The 14,525-nt window shown below is 65.1% G+C and carries 14 protein-coding genes; 9 read left to right on the forward strand and 5 right to left on the reverse strand.

Going from position 1 to position 14,525, the window contains the following annotated elements:
- Nucleotides 1–30 precede the first annotated feature (30 nt).
- Nucleotides 31–699 carry a response regulator gene (locus V6N07_RS04015; RefSeq protein WP_371154237.1) on the forward strand — a complete coding sequence of 223 codons (669 nt, stop codon included), beginning with the start codon at nt 31–33 and terminating at the stop codon, nt 697–699.
- Nucleotides 700–745: 46 nt separating this feature from the next.
- On the opposite strand, the gene V6N07_RS04020 is transcribed toward V6N07_RS04015, so the two are convergent.
- Nucleotides 746–1,345, reverse strand: a complete 600-nt coding sequence (locus V6N07_RS04020) for a lytic transglycosylase domain-containing protein (protein ID WP_371154239.1) — start codon at nt 1,343–1,345, stop codon at nt 746–748.
- 185 nt (nt 1,346–1,530) lie between these two features.
- Here V6N07_RS04020 and V6N07_RS04025 point away from each other — a divergent pair, with 185 nt between their 5' ends.
- The 4 genes from V6N07_RS04025 (at nt 1,531) to trpE (ending at nt 6,767) form a co-directional block, all read left to right on the forward strand.
- Entirely contained in the window at nt 1,531–2,043 is a 513-nt protein-coding gene (locus tag V6N07_RS04025) for a single-stranded DNA-binding protein (protein WP_371154241.1), read from the forward strand.
- A 62-nt stretch (nt 2,044–2,105) separates the two neighbouring features.
- Nucleotides 2,106–3,305, forward strand: a complete 1,200-nt coding sequence (locus V6N07_RS04030) for an aminotransferase (RefSeq protein WP_371154243.1) — start codon at nt 2,106–2,108, stop codon at nt 3,303–3,305.
- Nucleotides 3,306–3,379: 74 nt separating this feature from the next.
- Nucleotides 3,380–5,260 (forward strand): SurA N-terminal domain-containing protein, encoded by a 1,881-nt coding sequence (locus V6N07_RS04035; RefSeq protein ID WP_371154245.1) that lies wholly within the window; start codon nt 3,380–3,382, stop codon nt 5,258–5,260.
- A 4-nt stretch (nt 5,261–5,264) separates the two neighbouring features.
- Nucleotides 5,265–6,767, forward strand: a complete 1,503-nt coding sequence (trpE, locus tag V6N07_RS04040) for an anthranilate synthase component I (RefSeq protein WP_371154247.1) — start codon at nt 5,265–5,267, stop codon at nt 6,765–6,767.
- Between the two features lie 49 nt (nt 6,768–6,816).
- Here trpE and proB read toward each other — a convergent pair whose 3' ends face one another.
- The 4 genes from proB to V6N07_RS04060 form a co-directional block, all read right to left on the reverse strand.
- Nucleotides 6,817–7,977, reverse strand: coding sequence for a glutamate 5-kinase (gene proB / locus V6N07_RS04045; RefSeq protein WP_371154248.1), 1,161 nt, complete (start codon nt 7,975–7,977; stop codon nt 6,817–6,819).
- Between the two features lie 199 nt (nt 7,978–8,176).
- A complete protein-coding gene (locus V6N07_RS04050; protein ID WP_371154250.1) occupies nt 8,177–8,635 on the reverse strand; it encodes a YaiI/YqxD family protein in 459 nt (152 codons plus the stop codon).
- Nucleotides 8,632–9,630 (reverse strand): hypothetical protein, encoded by a 999-nt coding sequence (locus V6N07_RS04055; RefSeq protein WP_371154252.1) that lies wholly within the window; start codon nt 9,628–9,630, stop codon nt 8,632–8,634. The genes V6N07_RS04050 and V6N07_RS04055 overlap by 4 nt, the downstream gene beginning before the upstream one ends.
- The gene (locus tag V6N07_RS04060; RefSeq protein WP_371154254.1) at nt 9,627–10,343 is read right to left on the reverse strand and encodes an HpcH/HpaI aldolase/citrate lyase family protein; all 717 of its coding nucleotides are present in this window, start codon (nt 10,341–10,343) and stop codon (nt 9,627–9,629) included. The genes V6N07_RS04055 and V6N07_RS04060 overlap by 4 nt, the downstream gene beginning before the upstream one ends.
- 335 nt (nt 10,344–10,678) lie before the next feature.
- Between V6N07_RS04060 and V6N07_RS04065 the strand changes: the two genes are divergently transcribed.
- The 4 genes from V6N07_RS04065 (at nt 10,679) to V6N07_RS04080 (ending at nt 14,514) form a co-directional block, all read left to right on the forward strand.
- Nucleotides 10,679–12,433 (forward strand): acetolactate synthase 3 large subunit, encoded by a 1,755-nt coding sequence (locus tag V6N07_RS04065; protein WP_371154256.1) that lies wholly within the window; start codon nt 10,679–10,681, stop codon nt 12,431–12,433.
- Between the two features lie 98 nt (nt 12,434–12,531).
- Nucleotides 12,532–13,095: an acetolactate synthase small subunit gene (gene ilvN / locus V6N07_RS04070; RefSeq protein WP_371154257.1), complete on the forward strand. Its 564-nt coding sequence runs from the start codon at nt 12,532–12,534 to the stop codon at nt 13,093–13,095.
- A gap of 88 nt (nt 13,096–13,183) precedes the next feature.
- Entirely contained in the window at nt 13,184–14,314 is a 1,131-nt protein-coding gene (locus V6N07_RS04075; protein WP_371154258.1) for an aromatic ring-hydroxylating dioxygenase subunit alpha, read from the forward strand.
- A complete protein-coding gene (locus V6N07_RS04080; protein WP_371154260.1) occupies nt 14,299–14,514 on the forward strand; it encodes a hypothetical protein in 216 nt (71 codons plus the stop codon). Before V6N07_RS04075 ends, V6N07_RS04080 begins: the two co-directional genes overlap by 16 nt.
- Nucleotides 14,515–14,525 lie beyond the last annotated feature (11 nt).

The raw sequence follows: 14,525 nt of genomic DNA on the forward strand, positions 1-14,525 counted from the left end.
GTGCGCGGGGCTTCGCCTATCGCACCTCCCATGTCCCATCAGACCGCAAGACCCGAACCCGGCCGCCCCATCCGCGTCCTGATCGTCGACGATCATGCGATGGTGGCCGACGGCATCCGCGCCCTGTTGGAAACCTATGACGACATAGATGTCATCGGCACCTTGCGGGACGGGCAGGACGCCATCGATCGATGCGCGGACCTTTCGCCGGATGTGATCCTGCTGGACCTGAACATGCCGCGCATGAATGGCCTGCAGGCGACCGAGATCCTGCGCGAACGCCACCCGGACATCGCCGTTCTGATCCTGTCGATGCATGACGCGCCCGAATACGTCGCCACGGCGATGCGGCACGGCGCGGCGGGGTATTGCCTGAAGGATCAGCCCAGCGACGAGATCCGCCGGGCGATCGACATGGTCGTGGCAGGCAACCGCTATCTGTGCCCCGGCGCCGAGGAGGCGTTGGAGCCTGCGGCAGACGGGTCGGAGCCGTTGACGTCCCGTGAACAGACGATCCTTCTGCTGCTGGCCAAGGGACGATCCAACAAGGAGGTGGCGCATGACCTCGACATCTCTGTCCGCACGGTCGAAACGCATCGCAAGAACCTCAAGCGAAAGCTGGGCATTTCCTCGACGGCGGGGCTGACCCGCTATGCGTTGGAACACGGGGTTCTGCAGGGCACCGGCCTTCTGCACTGACCCTCTTGGCGTGGCGGTGTGGAAACACCGCCATTGGGGAACGCGTTCAGCCGCGCCCCATGATCACGCGAACGTAATTGCGCGTTTCGCGGTAAGGCGGGATACCGCCATGGCGTTCGACCGCACCGGGGCCGGCGTTATATGCCGCAAGGGCCAGGCGCCACGATCCGAACTTGCGATACTGCTGCGCAAGATAGCGCGCGCCGCCTTCGAGGTTCTGCTTGGGATCGTTCGGATTGACGCCCAGCTGCCGCGCCGTTCCCGGCATCAGCTGCGCCAGCCCGAGCGCCCCCTTGTGCGACACGGCCCTCGGGTTCCATCCGGATTCCTGGCGGATCAGGCGCAGGAACAGGTCTTCGGGGATGCCATGGCGACGCGCGGCCGCCCGTGCATCCGGCAGATATTGCGATCGCTGCGACCCGGTATAGCGCGGGACCGCCTCGGACAGGGCCTTGCGCGTGCTTTCCGGCGTGATCGGCACGAGGCGGCTGGAATGGGCGTATTGATTGGCCAACCGGTCATCCATCAACGCCGTCTGGTTGGAGAACAACTGCACCCGACTGCGCGTCGACAACGCGCCCTGAGCCTCTGCGATCCCGCCTGCGCAGAGCGCACACAGGGCAACCGCCCCCCCCAAATGCCGCATATGATTCCTCGTCCGTCCAGTGTCCGCCCCACGCGACCCTGTTGCCGGGCGTCGTGGTTGACGGAACGGTAGCGTAGCCGCCCGCATTTTCCAACCCCAAGGGGCGTGGCGCCCCCCGGCCTTCGGCGTTAGGTATCCGGGACGGCATCCGGTGCCGAACGGAATCAAATGATGCGGGGGCTTGCATGGCTGGCAGCGTGAACAAGGTAATTCTCATCGGCAATCTGGGCCGCGATCCAGAGGTGCGGACCTTCGGCAATGGCGGCAAGGTCTGCAACCTGCGGATCGCCACCTCCGAGACATGGCGGGACAAGAACTCGGGCGAGCGCAAGGAAAAGACCGAATGGCATTCCGTCGCCATCTTCAACGACGGTCTTGTGCGCATCGCGGAGCAATACCTGCGCAAGGGCTCCAAGGTCTATATCGAGGGCCAGTTGCAGACGCGCAAATGGCAGGATCAGTCGGGCGCGGACCGCTATTCCACCGAGGTCGTCCTGCAAGGCTTCGGCGGCACGCTGACGATGCTTGACGGTCGCAGCGAAGGCGGCGGCGGTGGCGGTGGCAATTATGGCGGTGGCGGCGGCGGTTACGACGATCGCGGCTCCTCCGGCGGATATGGCGGCGGCAACCAGGGCGGTGGCAGTCAGGGTGGCGGGTATGGTGGTCCGTCCGACATGGACGACGAAATCCCCTTCTGATCCGATCCGGGCGCGGTGGTCGAAAACCGGCGCGCCCCCGACGCACAGGGAAAGGTTGCGGCATGACACAGCATATCAATCCACAGCTGGCCGCGACGCTGCCCCCACCGGTCATGGAGGCGCGGCGCTGGATCGACGGTGTGACGTTTCCGGCCGACCGCCCCTTGCTGAACCTCAGCCAGGCGGCCCCGGCCGACCCACCGCCGCCGCCCCTGCGGCAGGCAATGGCCGACATCGTTCTGACGGACACATCCGCCCACCTCTATGGCCCGGTTCTGGGGATACCCGAACTGCGCGCCCGCGTGGCCGCCGATTGGAGCACCGCTTACGGTGGAGAAATCAGCTCCGATCAGGTTGCGATCACGTCGGGCTGCAATCAGGCGTTCACCGCCGCCGTTGCCACCCTTGCGGCCAAGGGCGACAACATGATCCTGCCGACGCCCTACTACTTCAATCACAAGATGTGGCTGGACATGGAGGGGGTCGAGGCCCGCCTGCTGGAAACCGGGCCCGACCTGCTGCCGGACGCGGAGGCCGCAGCAGCCCTGATCGATGCCGGCACCCGTGCCATCGTGCTGGTCAGCCCGAACAACCCCGGCGGTGTGGAATACCCGGCGGAAACCCTGTCCGCCTTCCGGGATCTGTGCCGATCGCGCGGCATCGCGCTGATCGTCGATGAAACCTATCGCGATTTCGATGCCCGAACCGGGGCGCCCCACGATCTGTTTGCCGATCCCGACTGGGATGACACGCTGATTCAGCTCTATTCCTTTTCCAAGGCCTATCGCCTGACGGGACATCGCGTCGGCGCCATCTGCGCCGCCCCTGCCCGTCTGGCCGAGGTCGAGAAATGGCTGGATACGGTCACCATCTGCCCGAATGGCCTGGGTCAGCGCGCGGCCCTGTGGGGCATGGAAAATCTGTTCGACTGGCTGGCCGGTGAGCGGCAGGAGATCTTGCGCCGCCGCGCCGCGATGGATGCCGGGTTCGATGGCCTGTCCGATTGGTCCGTCCTTGGTTGCGGAGCCTATTTCGCCTATGTCGCGCACCCTTTCGACACCCCGTCGGACGTGGTCGCGCAGACCTTGGTCAAAAGCGCCTCGCTTCTTCTGCTGCCCGGAACGATGTTCGGGCCGACCCGCGATCTGGGGGGGAGCGGCCGCGCAGAGGCAACCTTGCGGATCGCCTACGCCAATGCCGATGTCGACGGCATTGCGACATTGTTCGACCGCTTGGCTGAGGTAACGGCCAAAGGCCTCTGAGCGGCGGTCGTCTCGACTTGCCGCCGTGCGCGGGGCCGCATAGGTATCGCGCACGCTATGGGACGGGGGTCAAAATGTCTGACAACGACAAGCCGAAAAAGAAGAGCAACATCGTCGTTTGGGCCATTCTCGGCCTTCTCGTTCTGGCGCTGGGCGGATTCGGCGCGGGGCAGTTCGGCGGCTCCCTTTCTTCGGTTGCGACCGTCGGTAACCGCGAGATCACCGTGCAGGATTACGCCAACGCGATCCAGCAGGAGCAGCAGCGCCTGTCGCAGCAGACCGGGCAATCCCTGACCCTGCAACAGATGCAGCTGTTCGGCCTCGACCAGCAGGTGATGGAACGCCTGTTGTCGGGTGCCGCACTTGAGCATGAAGCCGACCTGATGAAGATTTCCGTTGGCGACGCAGAGGTGGCAAGCCGTATCACCCGCAACCCTGCCTTCACCGGCCTTTCCGGCGGGTTCGACCGCGAGGGCTATGCCTTTGCGCTGCGCAATGCGGGCCTGAACGAAAAGCGCTTCGAAGCGCGCGTTCGCGACGAAGCGGCGCGCGAACTGCTTCAGGCCGCGGTTATCGGCGGCGTCGAGGTGCCCGACACCTACGTGGACAAGATCCTCGATTGGCTGGCGGAGACCCGTGACCTGACCGTTGCCGAGGTCGGACTGGCCCAGTTGGGCGATCTGGCCCTTTCGCCCTCGAATGCCGATCTGGAGGCATTCTACGACGAGAACGCGGCCGCCTTCGAAACACCCGAGACCCGCCGCATCACCTATGCCTGGATCACGCCGGATGCCCTTGTCGCAGACGTGGAGGTCGATGACGCCCGGCTGCGTGAACGCTACGACGAGATGTCGGACGTCTTCCGTCAGCCGGCCCGCGTTCTGGCCGAACGCCTGAATTTCCGCGACCTCGCGACGGCCGAATCCGCCCTTGCCGCGATCGAGGCGGGGGAAACCGATTTCGATACGCTGGTCGAGGACCGCGGCCTGACACTCGACGATGTCGATCAGGGTGAAATCGCGGCCACCGATGTGGATGCCGGTATTGCCGATGTCCTGTTTGCCCTTGAGGAACCGGGGCTTGCCGGTCCTGTCGAGACGTCCCTCGGCCCCGCGATCTACCGCGTGAATGCCATCCTCGACGCCACCGAAGTGCCCTTCGAAGACGTGCGCGAGGAACTGGCCGCCGTTGTCGCGCTGGACACCGCACGTCGCCAGATCGATGCGGCGCGCGAAGATATCGACGATCTGCTCGCGGGCGGCGCCACGCTGGAGGAACTGGCCGGCGAGACGGACATGATCCTGGGTCAGGCCGACGTGTTTGCCGGTGCGTCTGGCGGACCGCTGGACTACGACGCATTCCGCGCCGCCGCCCTGGCGGTCGAAGAAGGCGACTTCCCCGAGCTTGAGAGCCTGTCCGACGGGGGCCTGTTCGCCCTGCGCCTTGACGGGATCGACGCCCCCACGACCCCGCCCCTCGCGGACGTGCGCATGGAGGTGGAGCAAGCGTGGCAGGACGACACCACCGCCCGCCGCCTAGCCGAAACGGCGCAGGATCTGGCCAGCCGCATCGAAGCGGGCGAGACGTTCGAAGATGTCGGGCTGACCGCCGAAACGGTCGCGGGCGTTGCACGTGACGGCACGGTCGAAGGCCTGCCGCCCACCCTGTTGCCACAGCTTTTCGAGGTCGAGGAAGGCACTGTGATCGCCGAGCGCGGCACCCCGAGCGTTGCCTATGTCGTTCGCCTCGATGCGATCGTGCCCGTCGATCCCGAGGACGATCAGACAGCCGAGCTGCGCTCCGCGATCGAAACGCAGCTGCGCGGCGATATCGCGGGCGACGTTTTCGATGCCTACGGACAGGCCGTGCGCACACGGATCGGTTTCAACATCGATCAACAGGCGGTTCAGGCGGTGCAGTCGCAACTGCTCGGCGGCGTCTCCGGGGGGCACTGACAGGATGATCTCGCCGGCTTTCTCCGATTTCGAAACCGTGCATGCCACCGGGGCCAATCAGGTCCTCTGGACGCGCCTGCCCGCCGACCTCGACACGCCCGTCTCGCTGATGCTCAAGCTGGCGGAGGCTCAGCCGTTCTCCTTCATGCTGGAATCGGTGACTGGCGGCGAGGTGCGGGGCCGCTATTCCATCGTGGGCATGAAGCCCGATCTGATCTGGGAATGTCGGGGCACGTCATCGCGTGTGAACCGGGCCGCACGATACGACCCCGAAGCGTGGGAAGATGCCGGCGAACCGCTGGCCGCGATCCGAAACCTTTTGGAGGAATCGCGGATCGCCCTGCCCGACGACCTGCCTGCGGCCAGCGCGGGTCTGTTCGGGTATCTTGGCTATGACATGATCCGGCTGGTGGAACACCTGCCGAACGTGAATCCGGATACGCTCGACCTGCCCGACGCCGTACTGATGCGGCCATCCGTGGTTGCGGTTCTCGACGGTGTGAAAGGCGAAGTGATCCTTGTCGCGCCTGCATGGGGTGCAACAGGCGGCACGGCGCGCGCGGCCTACGCGCAGGCGGCGGAACGTCTGCAGGATGCGCTTTCCTCCCTGTCTCGCGGGGTGACGGAAACGCGCGACATGGCAGAGCCGTTCGACCTGCCGGAGCCGGTATCCAACTTCACCCGCGAAGACTACGAAGCCGCGGTCGAGACCGCCCGTGATTATATCGCCGCGGGGGACATCTTTCAGGTCGTCCCCTCGCAACGCTGGACCTACGATTTTCCGCTGCCGCCCTTTGCCCTGTATCGGGCGTTGCGGCGCACGAACCCGTCCCCGTTCATGTTCCATTTCGACCTGGGCGGCTTTCAGATCATCGGGGCCTCGCCCGAGATCCTCGTGCGGGTGTTCGGCAACGAGGTGACCATCCGACCCATCGCGGGCACCCGCCACCGGGGTGCCACCCCCGAAGAGGACGCGGCGCTGGAGGCGGATCTGCTGTCCGACGAAAAGGAACTGGCCGAGCATCTGATGCTGCTGGACCTGGGGCGCAACGACGTCGCCCGCGTCGCGCGACCGGGCACCGTGCGACCAACCGAGAAGTTCATCGTCGAACGCTACAGCCATGTCATGCACATCGTGTCCAACGTCGTCGGAGAGCTTTCGGCAGAGCACGACGCGCTTTCGGCGCTTTTGGCCGGTCTGCCTGCGGGCACCGTCTCGGGCGCGCCGAAGGTTCGCGCGATGGAGATCATCGACGAGCTGGAGCCCGAAAAGCGCGGCGTCTACGGGGGCGGTGTCGGGTATTTCTCGGCCAATGGCGACATGGACATGTGTATCGCACTGCGCACGGGCGTGGTGAAGGACGGCAAACTCTATGTTCAGGCCGGCGGCGGTGTCGTTCATGACAGTGAGCCTGCGTCCGAGTATCAGGAGACCGTCAACAAGTCCCGCGCCCTGAAGATGGCCGCTGTCGAGGCGGGTCGGTTCGTGTCACGCGGGAACCGCTGACGGCGGGCGACGCCATCGCCCCCGCCGCGAATGGGCAGGAACGCCCGCATTACGCGGGCGTCACGATCTTCTGATCCTCGTCAGGCGCCTCGAGCGGCAGGTGCTTGTCTTCGAGGACGAGGATGTTCTCGGCCCCGATGATATCGCTCTTGGTCTTGTAGCCGATGACATCTTCGACAGGCGTATCCGCGTTGCGGGCCAGCAGGATGGTTTCCTCGGATGAGAAATTCGTCAGGCCGCGCGCGATCTCCTCACCGCTTTCCGTGTAGACATGGAGCACGTCGCCCTTGGAGAAGTCCCCCTGAAGGGACAGGATATCCATCCGGCTGATCCCGCGGCGCTTGTCGACAACCCCCTCTGCGGTATCCGCGGAGACTACCAGCGTGCCGGAAACCTGCAACCGGTTGCTGAGCCATACCTTCAGCGGCGAGGCGGTCTCACCGCGCACGAGACACCGCGTAAAACGTCTTTCCTTGTTCAGGACGGACGATACGGGACGCTCGATGATGCCTTCTGCGATGATCGTCTCGACGCCCGCGTTCTGCGCCATGTTCGCCGCGTGCATTTTCGTGAGCATGCCGCCACTGCCCAGTTCGCTGACGCTGGCCGTGGAATCCAGATGTGCGCTGACGTCGTCGATCTCATGGATGAACGTCGCGCCGGGGTCGGACGGATCGCGATCATACAGGCCATCGACACTGGTCAGGATGATCAACTCATCCGCCTCGACCATCTGGGCCACCTTGGCGGACAGGCGATCGTTGTCGCCGACGCGCAGATCACGGGTCGCGACGGAATCGTTCTCGTTGATGATCGGCATGATGTCGTTTTCGAACAGCCGCAGCATGGTGTTCTTGATGTTCAGGAACCGGCGGCGATCTTCCATGTCCTCGACCGTCACGAGCATTTGCGCGACGTTCAGGTCGTATTCCGACGCAACCTGACGATAGGCGTTCATCAACAGCGGCTGACCACAGGCGGCTGCGGCCTGCTTGTCCAGAATGCCCGCATCTTCGGGGCGCCTCTTGACCATGTTCAGCCCAAGGGCCACCGAACCGGATGACGTCAGGATGACCTTGTGGCCGTCGCGCTGCAATTGCGCGAGGTCACTGACCAACCCGTTCATGAATGCAAATCGCAACGTCAGGTTGTCGCTGTTTGCAAGCAAGCTCGACCCGACCTTGACGACAATCACTTTCTTCTTCGACATGCATCATCTCCGTTCGTAATTGTTCTTGTATGGACAGCGTCGGACGTATGCGCCGCTTGGCGTCGTCCCGGGTCCAGATCCAGATGGTGTGCCGGGGCGCTATAACATGGGGCGCCCGTGCAAATGCAAACAGGTTGCTGCGGTGCGGCGAAATTCCCCGGCAAGGCTGGCCTTGGGCCCAAGGCCGGGTCGGCGGCCGTCAGCCCCTTGCGATCCGCGTCAGGATCCGGTCCAGCGCGTTCTTGAACGCGGCGCGGTCACGCGGGCCGTATGGGGCCGGGCCGCTCGATTGTCCGCCCGACTGGCCCATCATGCCGGGGCGCAGTTCCGCCATCAGGTCACGGGTCGCGACCGTTTCGCCGATGCTTGCTTCGGTATACTCGCGCCCTCTCGGGTCCAGCGCGGCCCCCCCGACCTTCAGCACCCTTTCGGCCAGCAGGATATCCGCCGTGATCGTCACCGTGCCCGGTCTGGCCACCGCGGCAATCGCATCGTCGGCGGCATCGAAGGCATCACCGGCGGCGAACATCTTGATCGACGGATGATCCGGCAGGCGCAGATAGGTCGCTGCCACGAAGATCGTCTGCATGTTCCGGCGCAGCGCGACCTCGATGATCTCGGACTTTACGGGACAGGCATCGGCGTCGATCAGGATCATGCGAAATGGCTTTCATCGAATGGCAGGTGGACCGGACCGTCGGGCGTATCGATCCGCAGTCCGCGGTCCAGCGTGACCTCGGACACCTCGACCGGGCGGTCAAGGCGCAGGATGGCATGGGGAATGACATGGCGGCCCGGGGCCAGGGCGGTCGCGACACCCTCGGCCGCGACCCGTGATCGGGCGGACAGGGCGGCGGCAAAGCCCGCTGCCCCCGCGCCGATTCCATCCTCGATCCCGATCAAGCCGCGCACCTGCCCGCACCACGGGGCGTTCTGGCGCGCGCCATTGCTCAACCACAGCATCGTCACCGGAAGCTGGTCTGCACGCCGCAGGGTCAGGATGGTATCGCCCTCGGCAAAGCGGCGCAGGGCGGTCCAGCCAAGGCCCCTGCCACCGGACACCAGTGTCAGGAAATCCTCGCACCGCTCCTGCGGAAGATCACGCACGTCCCGGCTGCGGCCATTCGCCGTCAGCTGCCAGAGCGTGCTGCGTTGATGGGCATCGAACACCGGCGCCTCGGCGTCGAAGGTCAGGATGGCGCGCGGGGTGGCGGCGGACAGGCGGCCGCCCCCGGTAATCTGAACCATCGGGTGGTGGGCAAAGGTGCATGGGGCTTCGAGGTCCAGAACATGCGTCTGGTACAATGCCGGATGATCATCGCGCAGGGCAATGCGTGCGGTCATCTGCCCGCGCGACAGGGGGCACCACGCGGTCAGGGCCGACGGAGAGGTGCGGATCACCTGCCACGGACCATTCGCGCCGCGCCCATGAGGCGGCCCGCCATCCACGTCATCCGCACCGAAGGGCGCGCAGGCGAATGTCCCACCCAGACGTCTGTCGACCACAGGGATCGAAGCGTCGGACTGCACCCCCGCATCGGACCGCCACGGGGCAGCAAACAGAACGTCTGCCCCCCCGATCGTCAGTCGCGGCAGGTGACCGGAGGCCGCCTCCCATTCCGCCGCAATACCGCGGGCCGACAGTTGGATCATCGCGCCAACGCGGCAAGGCCCGCCGTCAGGACCATCGCGTCGGATCCCATGCAGACGACCCTAGCCCCCGCATCGATCCACGTTTCGGGGTCTGCCGCAAAGATGCCCGGCGCACAGCCGGCGGCGTCGATGCGCCTGATCGCATCCCGCATCGCGTCCATGACCGCCGGATCGTCCGGGCGCAGGCCCATGTCCCACGCCAGATCGGCCGGGCCTATGAAGACGCAATCCACGCCGTCGGTTGCGCAGATCGCCTCGAGGTTCGTCAGCGCCGCGCGGCTTTCGGCCTGCACCCAGACGGAGACCTCCGCGTTGGCCCGCGCGAGATAGCCGCCATCGGCGCCCCATCCGCCCGCACGGGCCACCATCGCCCCGACGCCGCGGACGCCGTCGGGGGGATAGCGGCAGGCGGCAACCGCCTCTGCCGCCTGCTCGGCGGTGTCCACCATGGGCACCAGAACCGTTCGCGCACCAAGGTCCAGCGCCTGTTTCAGGATCCATGTCTCGCCCACCGGGACACGAACCACGGCCTCCGGCGCGGCGATAAGACGGGCGCGAATCTCGGCCGGGGCCCAGGCCCCATGTTCCCCGTCGATGACAAGCCAGTCGAAGCCAGCGTTGCGGGCGATTTCGGCGGCCTCCGGACCGGGTAGATTCTGCCACAGGCCGCGCAGGACGGCGCCGCCGCGCACCTGTTGTTGCAAGTTGTTCATGCTGCCCGTGCCTCCGCTGCGTGGTTGCTGCATCGCTGCACCAGCGGGGTTCGTGTGACAAGGCTGCGACCACGCACCACGCCGCCCGACGCAACAAACGACAAGAAATCGCGCCGATGCGGCAATTTTCTCCACCACGCCTGTTGACGCCCCTGCCTCCATCGGTATGGATACCGCTGCAAGATTAGGAAACGCAGATGAAGACGCTTCTCGTAATTGTAGGGCAAGGGTGCATGGGCTGAGGGATCAGCGACCATAACGGTAACCATGCGCCCCTCCGGAGACACCCTCCGGAGGGGTTTTTCGTCGGTAGCGTCGGAGTGGAGTGAGAGACGATGAGCAAACAGATGAGCGGCGCGCAGATGGTCGTCAAAGCCCTGAAGGATCAGGGCGTCGACACCGTGTTCGGCTATCCCGGTGGCGCCGTGCTGCCGATCTATGACGAGATCTTTCAGCAAAACGACATCCGCCATTTCCTCGTGCGGCATGAACAGGCCGCGATCCATGCCGCCGAAGGCTACGCCCGGTCCACCGGCAAGATCGGCGTCGCCCTCGTCACCTCCGGGCCCGGCGCGACGAATGCCGTTACCGGCCTGACCGATGCGCTAATGGACAGTATCCCGATCCTCGTCCTGTCGGGCCAGGTGCCCACGTTCATGATCGGCTCGGATGCCTTTCAGGAGGCGGACACCGTCGGCATCACCCGCCCCTGCACCAAGCACAACTGGTTGGTGAAGGAGACGGACGAATTGCCGAAGGTCCTGCACGAGGCGTTCCATGTCGCGACCTCGGGGCGGCCCGGTCCGGTTCTGGTAGACATTCCCAAGGATATCCAGTTCGCCTCGGGCAACTACACGGCCCCCAAGCAGGTCAAGACCTCGCACTACCAGCCGCGCCTGAAAGGTGATGCCGAAGCGATCGAGCAGCTGGTCGACCTGATGGAGCGGGCGGAGCGCCCGGTCTTCTATACCGGCGGCGGCGTCATCAACTCCGGCCCCGCGGCGTCGCAGCTGTTGCGTGAATTCGTCGAGGCGACCGGGTTCCCGATCACCTCCACCTTGATGGGACTGGGTGCCTATCCCGCGTCGGGCGGCAAGTGGCTGGGCATGCTGGGCATGCATGGCCTCTACGAGGCGAACATGGTCATGCATGACTGTGATCTGATGATCAACGTCGGCGCCCGCTTCGACGACCGGATCACCGGCCGGTTGGACGCGTTCAGCCCCAGATCGACCAAGGTCCACATCGATATCGACCCGTCGTCGATCAACAAGGTGGTCAAGGCCGACGTCCCCATCCTTGGCGATATCGCCCACGTGTTGGAGGACGCGCTGCGCCTGTGGAAGGCGCGCGGGCGCAAGACCAACGCGGGCGCGGTTCAGAAATGGTGGGCGCAGATCGAACAGTGGCGCATGGTCAAATGCCTGTCCTACAAGCAGGAAGGCCCCGTCATTCGCCCGCAATACGCGCTGGAACGTCTGGAGGCGCTGACCAAGGATCACGACCGCTACATCTGCACCGAGGTCGGTCAGCATCAGATGTGGGCCGCCCAATACCTGGGGTTCGAGGATCCGAACCGCTGGATGACCTCCGGTGGGTTGGGGACCATGGGCTATGGCCAGCCCGCGTCGATGGGCGTTCAGGTCGCGCACCCCGACAGCCTTGTCATCAACGTCGCCGGTGAGGCGTCGTGGCTGATGAACATGCAGGAGATGGGCACGATGGTCCAATACCGCCTGCCGGTGAAACAGTTCATCCTGAACAATGAACGCCTCGGCATGGTCCGCCAGTGGCAGGAGCTGCTGCACGGCGAGCGCTATTCCGAGTCGTGGTCCGAGGCCCTGCCCGATTTCGTCAAGCTGGCCGAAGCCTTCGGCGCCAAGGGGATCCTGTGCTCCGACCCTGCCGATCTGGACGACGCGATCATGGAGATGCTGAACCACGACGGCCCCGTGATCTTCGATTGTCTGGTTGCCAAGCACGAGAACTGCTTCCCGATGATCCCGTCGGGCAAGGCGCACAACGAAATGCTGCTGGGCGAGGCCGACACCCAAGGCGTCATCGACGCCAAAGGATCGGTGTTGGTGTGACAAGACGGGTGATCCTCTATTCGCAGGGTGTCACCGCCGCCCGTGCCTGCAATCGCAGCCTCATTCAGACAGTTTCGAAGAAAGATCGGCCTTAAACCATGTCCGCACTCAAGCTCAAAAAAGGCTCCAACAGCCATTCCGCCTACAACCTTCGACCCACGTTCTCGGACGTGCAGGAACGGCATACGCTTGCCGTCATCGTCGAGAACGAGGCCGGGGTTCTGGCGCGCGTCATCGGCCTGTTCGCCGGGCGTGGCTACAACATCGAAAGCCTGACGGTGGCCGAGGTCGATCACGAAGGACATCTGTCCCGTATCACCGTCGTGACGACCGGCACGCCTCAGGTCATCGAGCAGATCAAGGCCCAGATCGGTCGCATCGTGCCCGTGCACGAGGTGCGTGACCTGACCGTCGAGGGCAAGCCCGTCGAACGCGAACTGGCCCTGTTCAAGGTGGCCGGCAAGGGCGACCAGCGGATCGAGGCGCTGAGACTGGCCGAGATCTTCCGGGCCAATGTCGTCGACAGCACGCTCGACAGTTTCGTGTTCGAGATCACGGGCGATGTTGGCAAGATCGACGCCTTTGCCGACCTGATGCGCCCGATTGGCCTGGTGGAGATGGCACGCACGGGTGTCGCGGCCCTGTCGCGCGGGCGCGAGTGACCCGCTGACCATCATGTCGCAGTCAGGCTAGACAGGTCGCGGGCCTGCCCGCAGCCTTCCGGAACATCATCGGACCGGAGGGCGCACCATGAAGGACATCGACACACTCGCCGCCGTGCGACAGCCGATCGGCGTGGCCAATGGCCTGCCGAACGCGCATTACACCGATCCGAACACCTATGCGCGGGAATCCGCGGCCATCCTGCACGGGCAATGGGCGGGCCTTGCCGTGGCGGCGCAGGTGCCCACGCCGGGCGATGCCGTGCCGCTGACCTTCGCGGGCGTGCCGCTGCTGCTCCTGCGTGACCGCGGGGGCGTTGTCCGCGTCTTTCAGAATGTCTGCCGTCATCGCGGCATGATCCTCGTGTCCGAGCCGACCCGCATCGAAGGCGCGATCCGTTGCCCCTATCATTCGTGGTGCTATTCGACCGAAGGCCGTCTGGTCGCCACGCCGCATGTCGGCGGGCCGGGTTTCAACAGTGACGCGCGCATCGACAAGGTGACGCTGGGCCTGATCGAAGTGCCCAGCCATATCTGGCGCGACGTCGTGTTCGTGAACATCGACGGAACCGCACCCCCCTTCGAAACGGTGAATGCCGCCGCCATCGCCCGCTGGGCGGAATTTGAAGAGGATAGGGCCGGCCCGCTGTTTCATGACGGCCGGTCCTTCACCTTCGATGTGGCTTGCAACTGGAAGTTGGCGGTCGAGAATTACTGCGAAAGTTATCACCTGCCATGGGTCCACCCCGGCCTGAACGCCTATTCACGGCTGGAAGACCACTACCATATCGAAGACGCCGGTTTTTCCGGCCAGGGCACGCGGGTCTATCGACAGCTTATCGAGGGCGATGCGCGTTTTCCCGATTTCACCGGCCTGTCCGACGCGTGGGACACGGCCGCCGAATACATCTCGCTGTTTCCGAACATCCTGATGGGCACGCACCGCGACCATGCCTTCGCGATCATCCTGCTGCCCGATGGGCCGGGACGCACCCGCGAACACGTCCACCTCTACTATGCGACGCCCGATTTCGACCCGGATCTGGCTGACCGGAATACCGCGCTTTGGAAAGCCGTCTTCGAGGAGGACGTCTTTGTCGTCGAAGGGATGCAGAAGGGGCGCGCAGCCCCCGGTTTCGACGGGGGACGGTTCAGCCCGGCAATGGATGGGCCGACCCACAGGTTCCACGACTGGGTGGCACGGTGTCTGGGCGCCTGACGCTGGATGCCCGACTGCTGGCCGCGCATGCGGCGGGCGATAGGGGTTCGCTCGTGTCGCTGTATGAAATGGCGTCGAAGGGCGCCGAGGCGGACGCAGCGGCGTTCTTTCTGACACAGGCCTGGGTTTTCGCGCTGGAAACCGGTGATCCGCGGGCAAGCGCCCTGCAGGCCGCCCTTGCGGAGCGGGGCCGGGCGTAGGCGCCCGTGCC

Source organism: Jannaschia sp. 2305UL9-9, assembly GCF_041403465.1.
Taxonomy (GTDB): domain Bacteria; phylum Pseudomonadota; class Alphaproteobacteria; order Rhodobacterales; family Rhodobacteraceae; genus Jannaschia.

Excerpts from the sequence above, each read along its gene's own strand:
- proB (WP_371154248.1), bottom strand. The coding sequence starts at position 7,977 with ATGTCGAAGAAGAAAGTGATTGTCGTCAAGGTCGGGTCGAGCTTGCTT.
- V6N07_RS04055 (WP_371154252.1), bottom strand. The coding sequence starts at position 9,630 with ATGATCCAACTGTCGGCCCGCGGTATTGCGGCGGAATGGGAGGCGGCC.
- V6N07_RS04025 (WP_371154241.1), top strand. The coding sequence starts at position 1,531 with ATGGCTGGCAGCGTGAACAAGGTAATTCTCATCGGCAATCTGGGCCGC.
- V6N07_RS04035 (WP_371154245.1), top strand. The coding sequence starts at position 3,380 with ATGTCTGACAACGACAAGCCGAAAAAGAAGAGCAACATCGTCGTTTGG.
- ilvN (WP_371154257.1), top strand. The coding sequence starts at position 12,532 with ATGTCCGCACTCAAGCTCAAAAAAGGCTCCAACAGCCATTCCGCCTAC.
- trpE (WP_371154247.1), top strand. The coding sequence starts at position 5,265 with ATGATCTCGCCGGCTTTCTCCGATTTCGAAACCGTGCATGCCACCGGG.
- V6N07_RS04060 (WP_371154254.1), bottom strand. The coding sequence starts at position 10,343 with ATGAACAACTTGCAACAACAGGTGCGCGGCGGCGCCGTCCTGCGCGGC.
- V6N07_RS04065 (WP_371154256.1), top strand. The coding sequence starts at position 10,679 with ATGAGCAAACAGATGAGCGGCGCGCAGATGGTCGTCAAAGCCCTGAAG.
- V6N07_RS04050 (WP_371154250.1), bottom strand. The coding sequence starts at position 8,635 with ATGATCCTGATCGACGCCGATGCCTGTCCCGTAAAGTCCGAGATCATC.
- V6N07_RS04015 (WP_371154237.1), top strand. The coding sequence starts at position 31 with ATGTCCCATCAGACCGCAAGACCCGAACCCGGCCGCCCCATCCGCGTC.
- V6N07_RS04020 (WP_371154239.1), bottom strand. The coding sequence starts at position 1,345 with ATGCGGCATTTGGGGGGGGCGGTTGCCCTGTGTGCGCTCTGCGCAGGC.
- V6N07_RS04075 (WP_371154258.1), top strand. The coding sequence starts at position 13,184 with ATGAAGGACATCGACACACTCGCCGCCGTGCGACAGCCGATCGGCGTG.
- V6N07_RS04030 (WP_371154243.1), top strand. The coding sequence starts at position 2,106 with ATGACACAGCATATCAATCCACAGCTGGCCGCGACGCTGCCCCCACCG.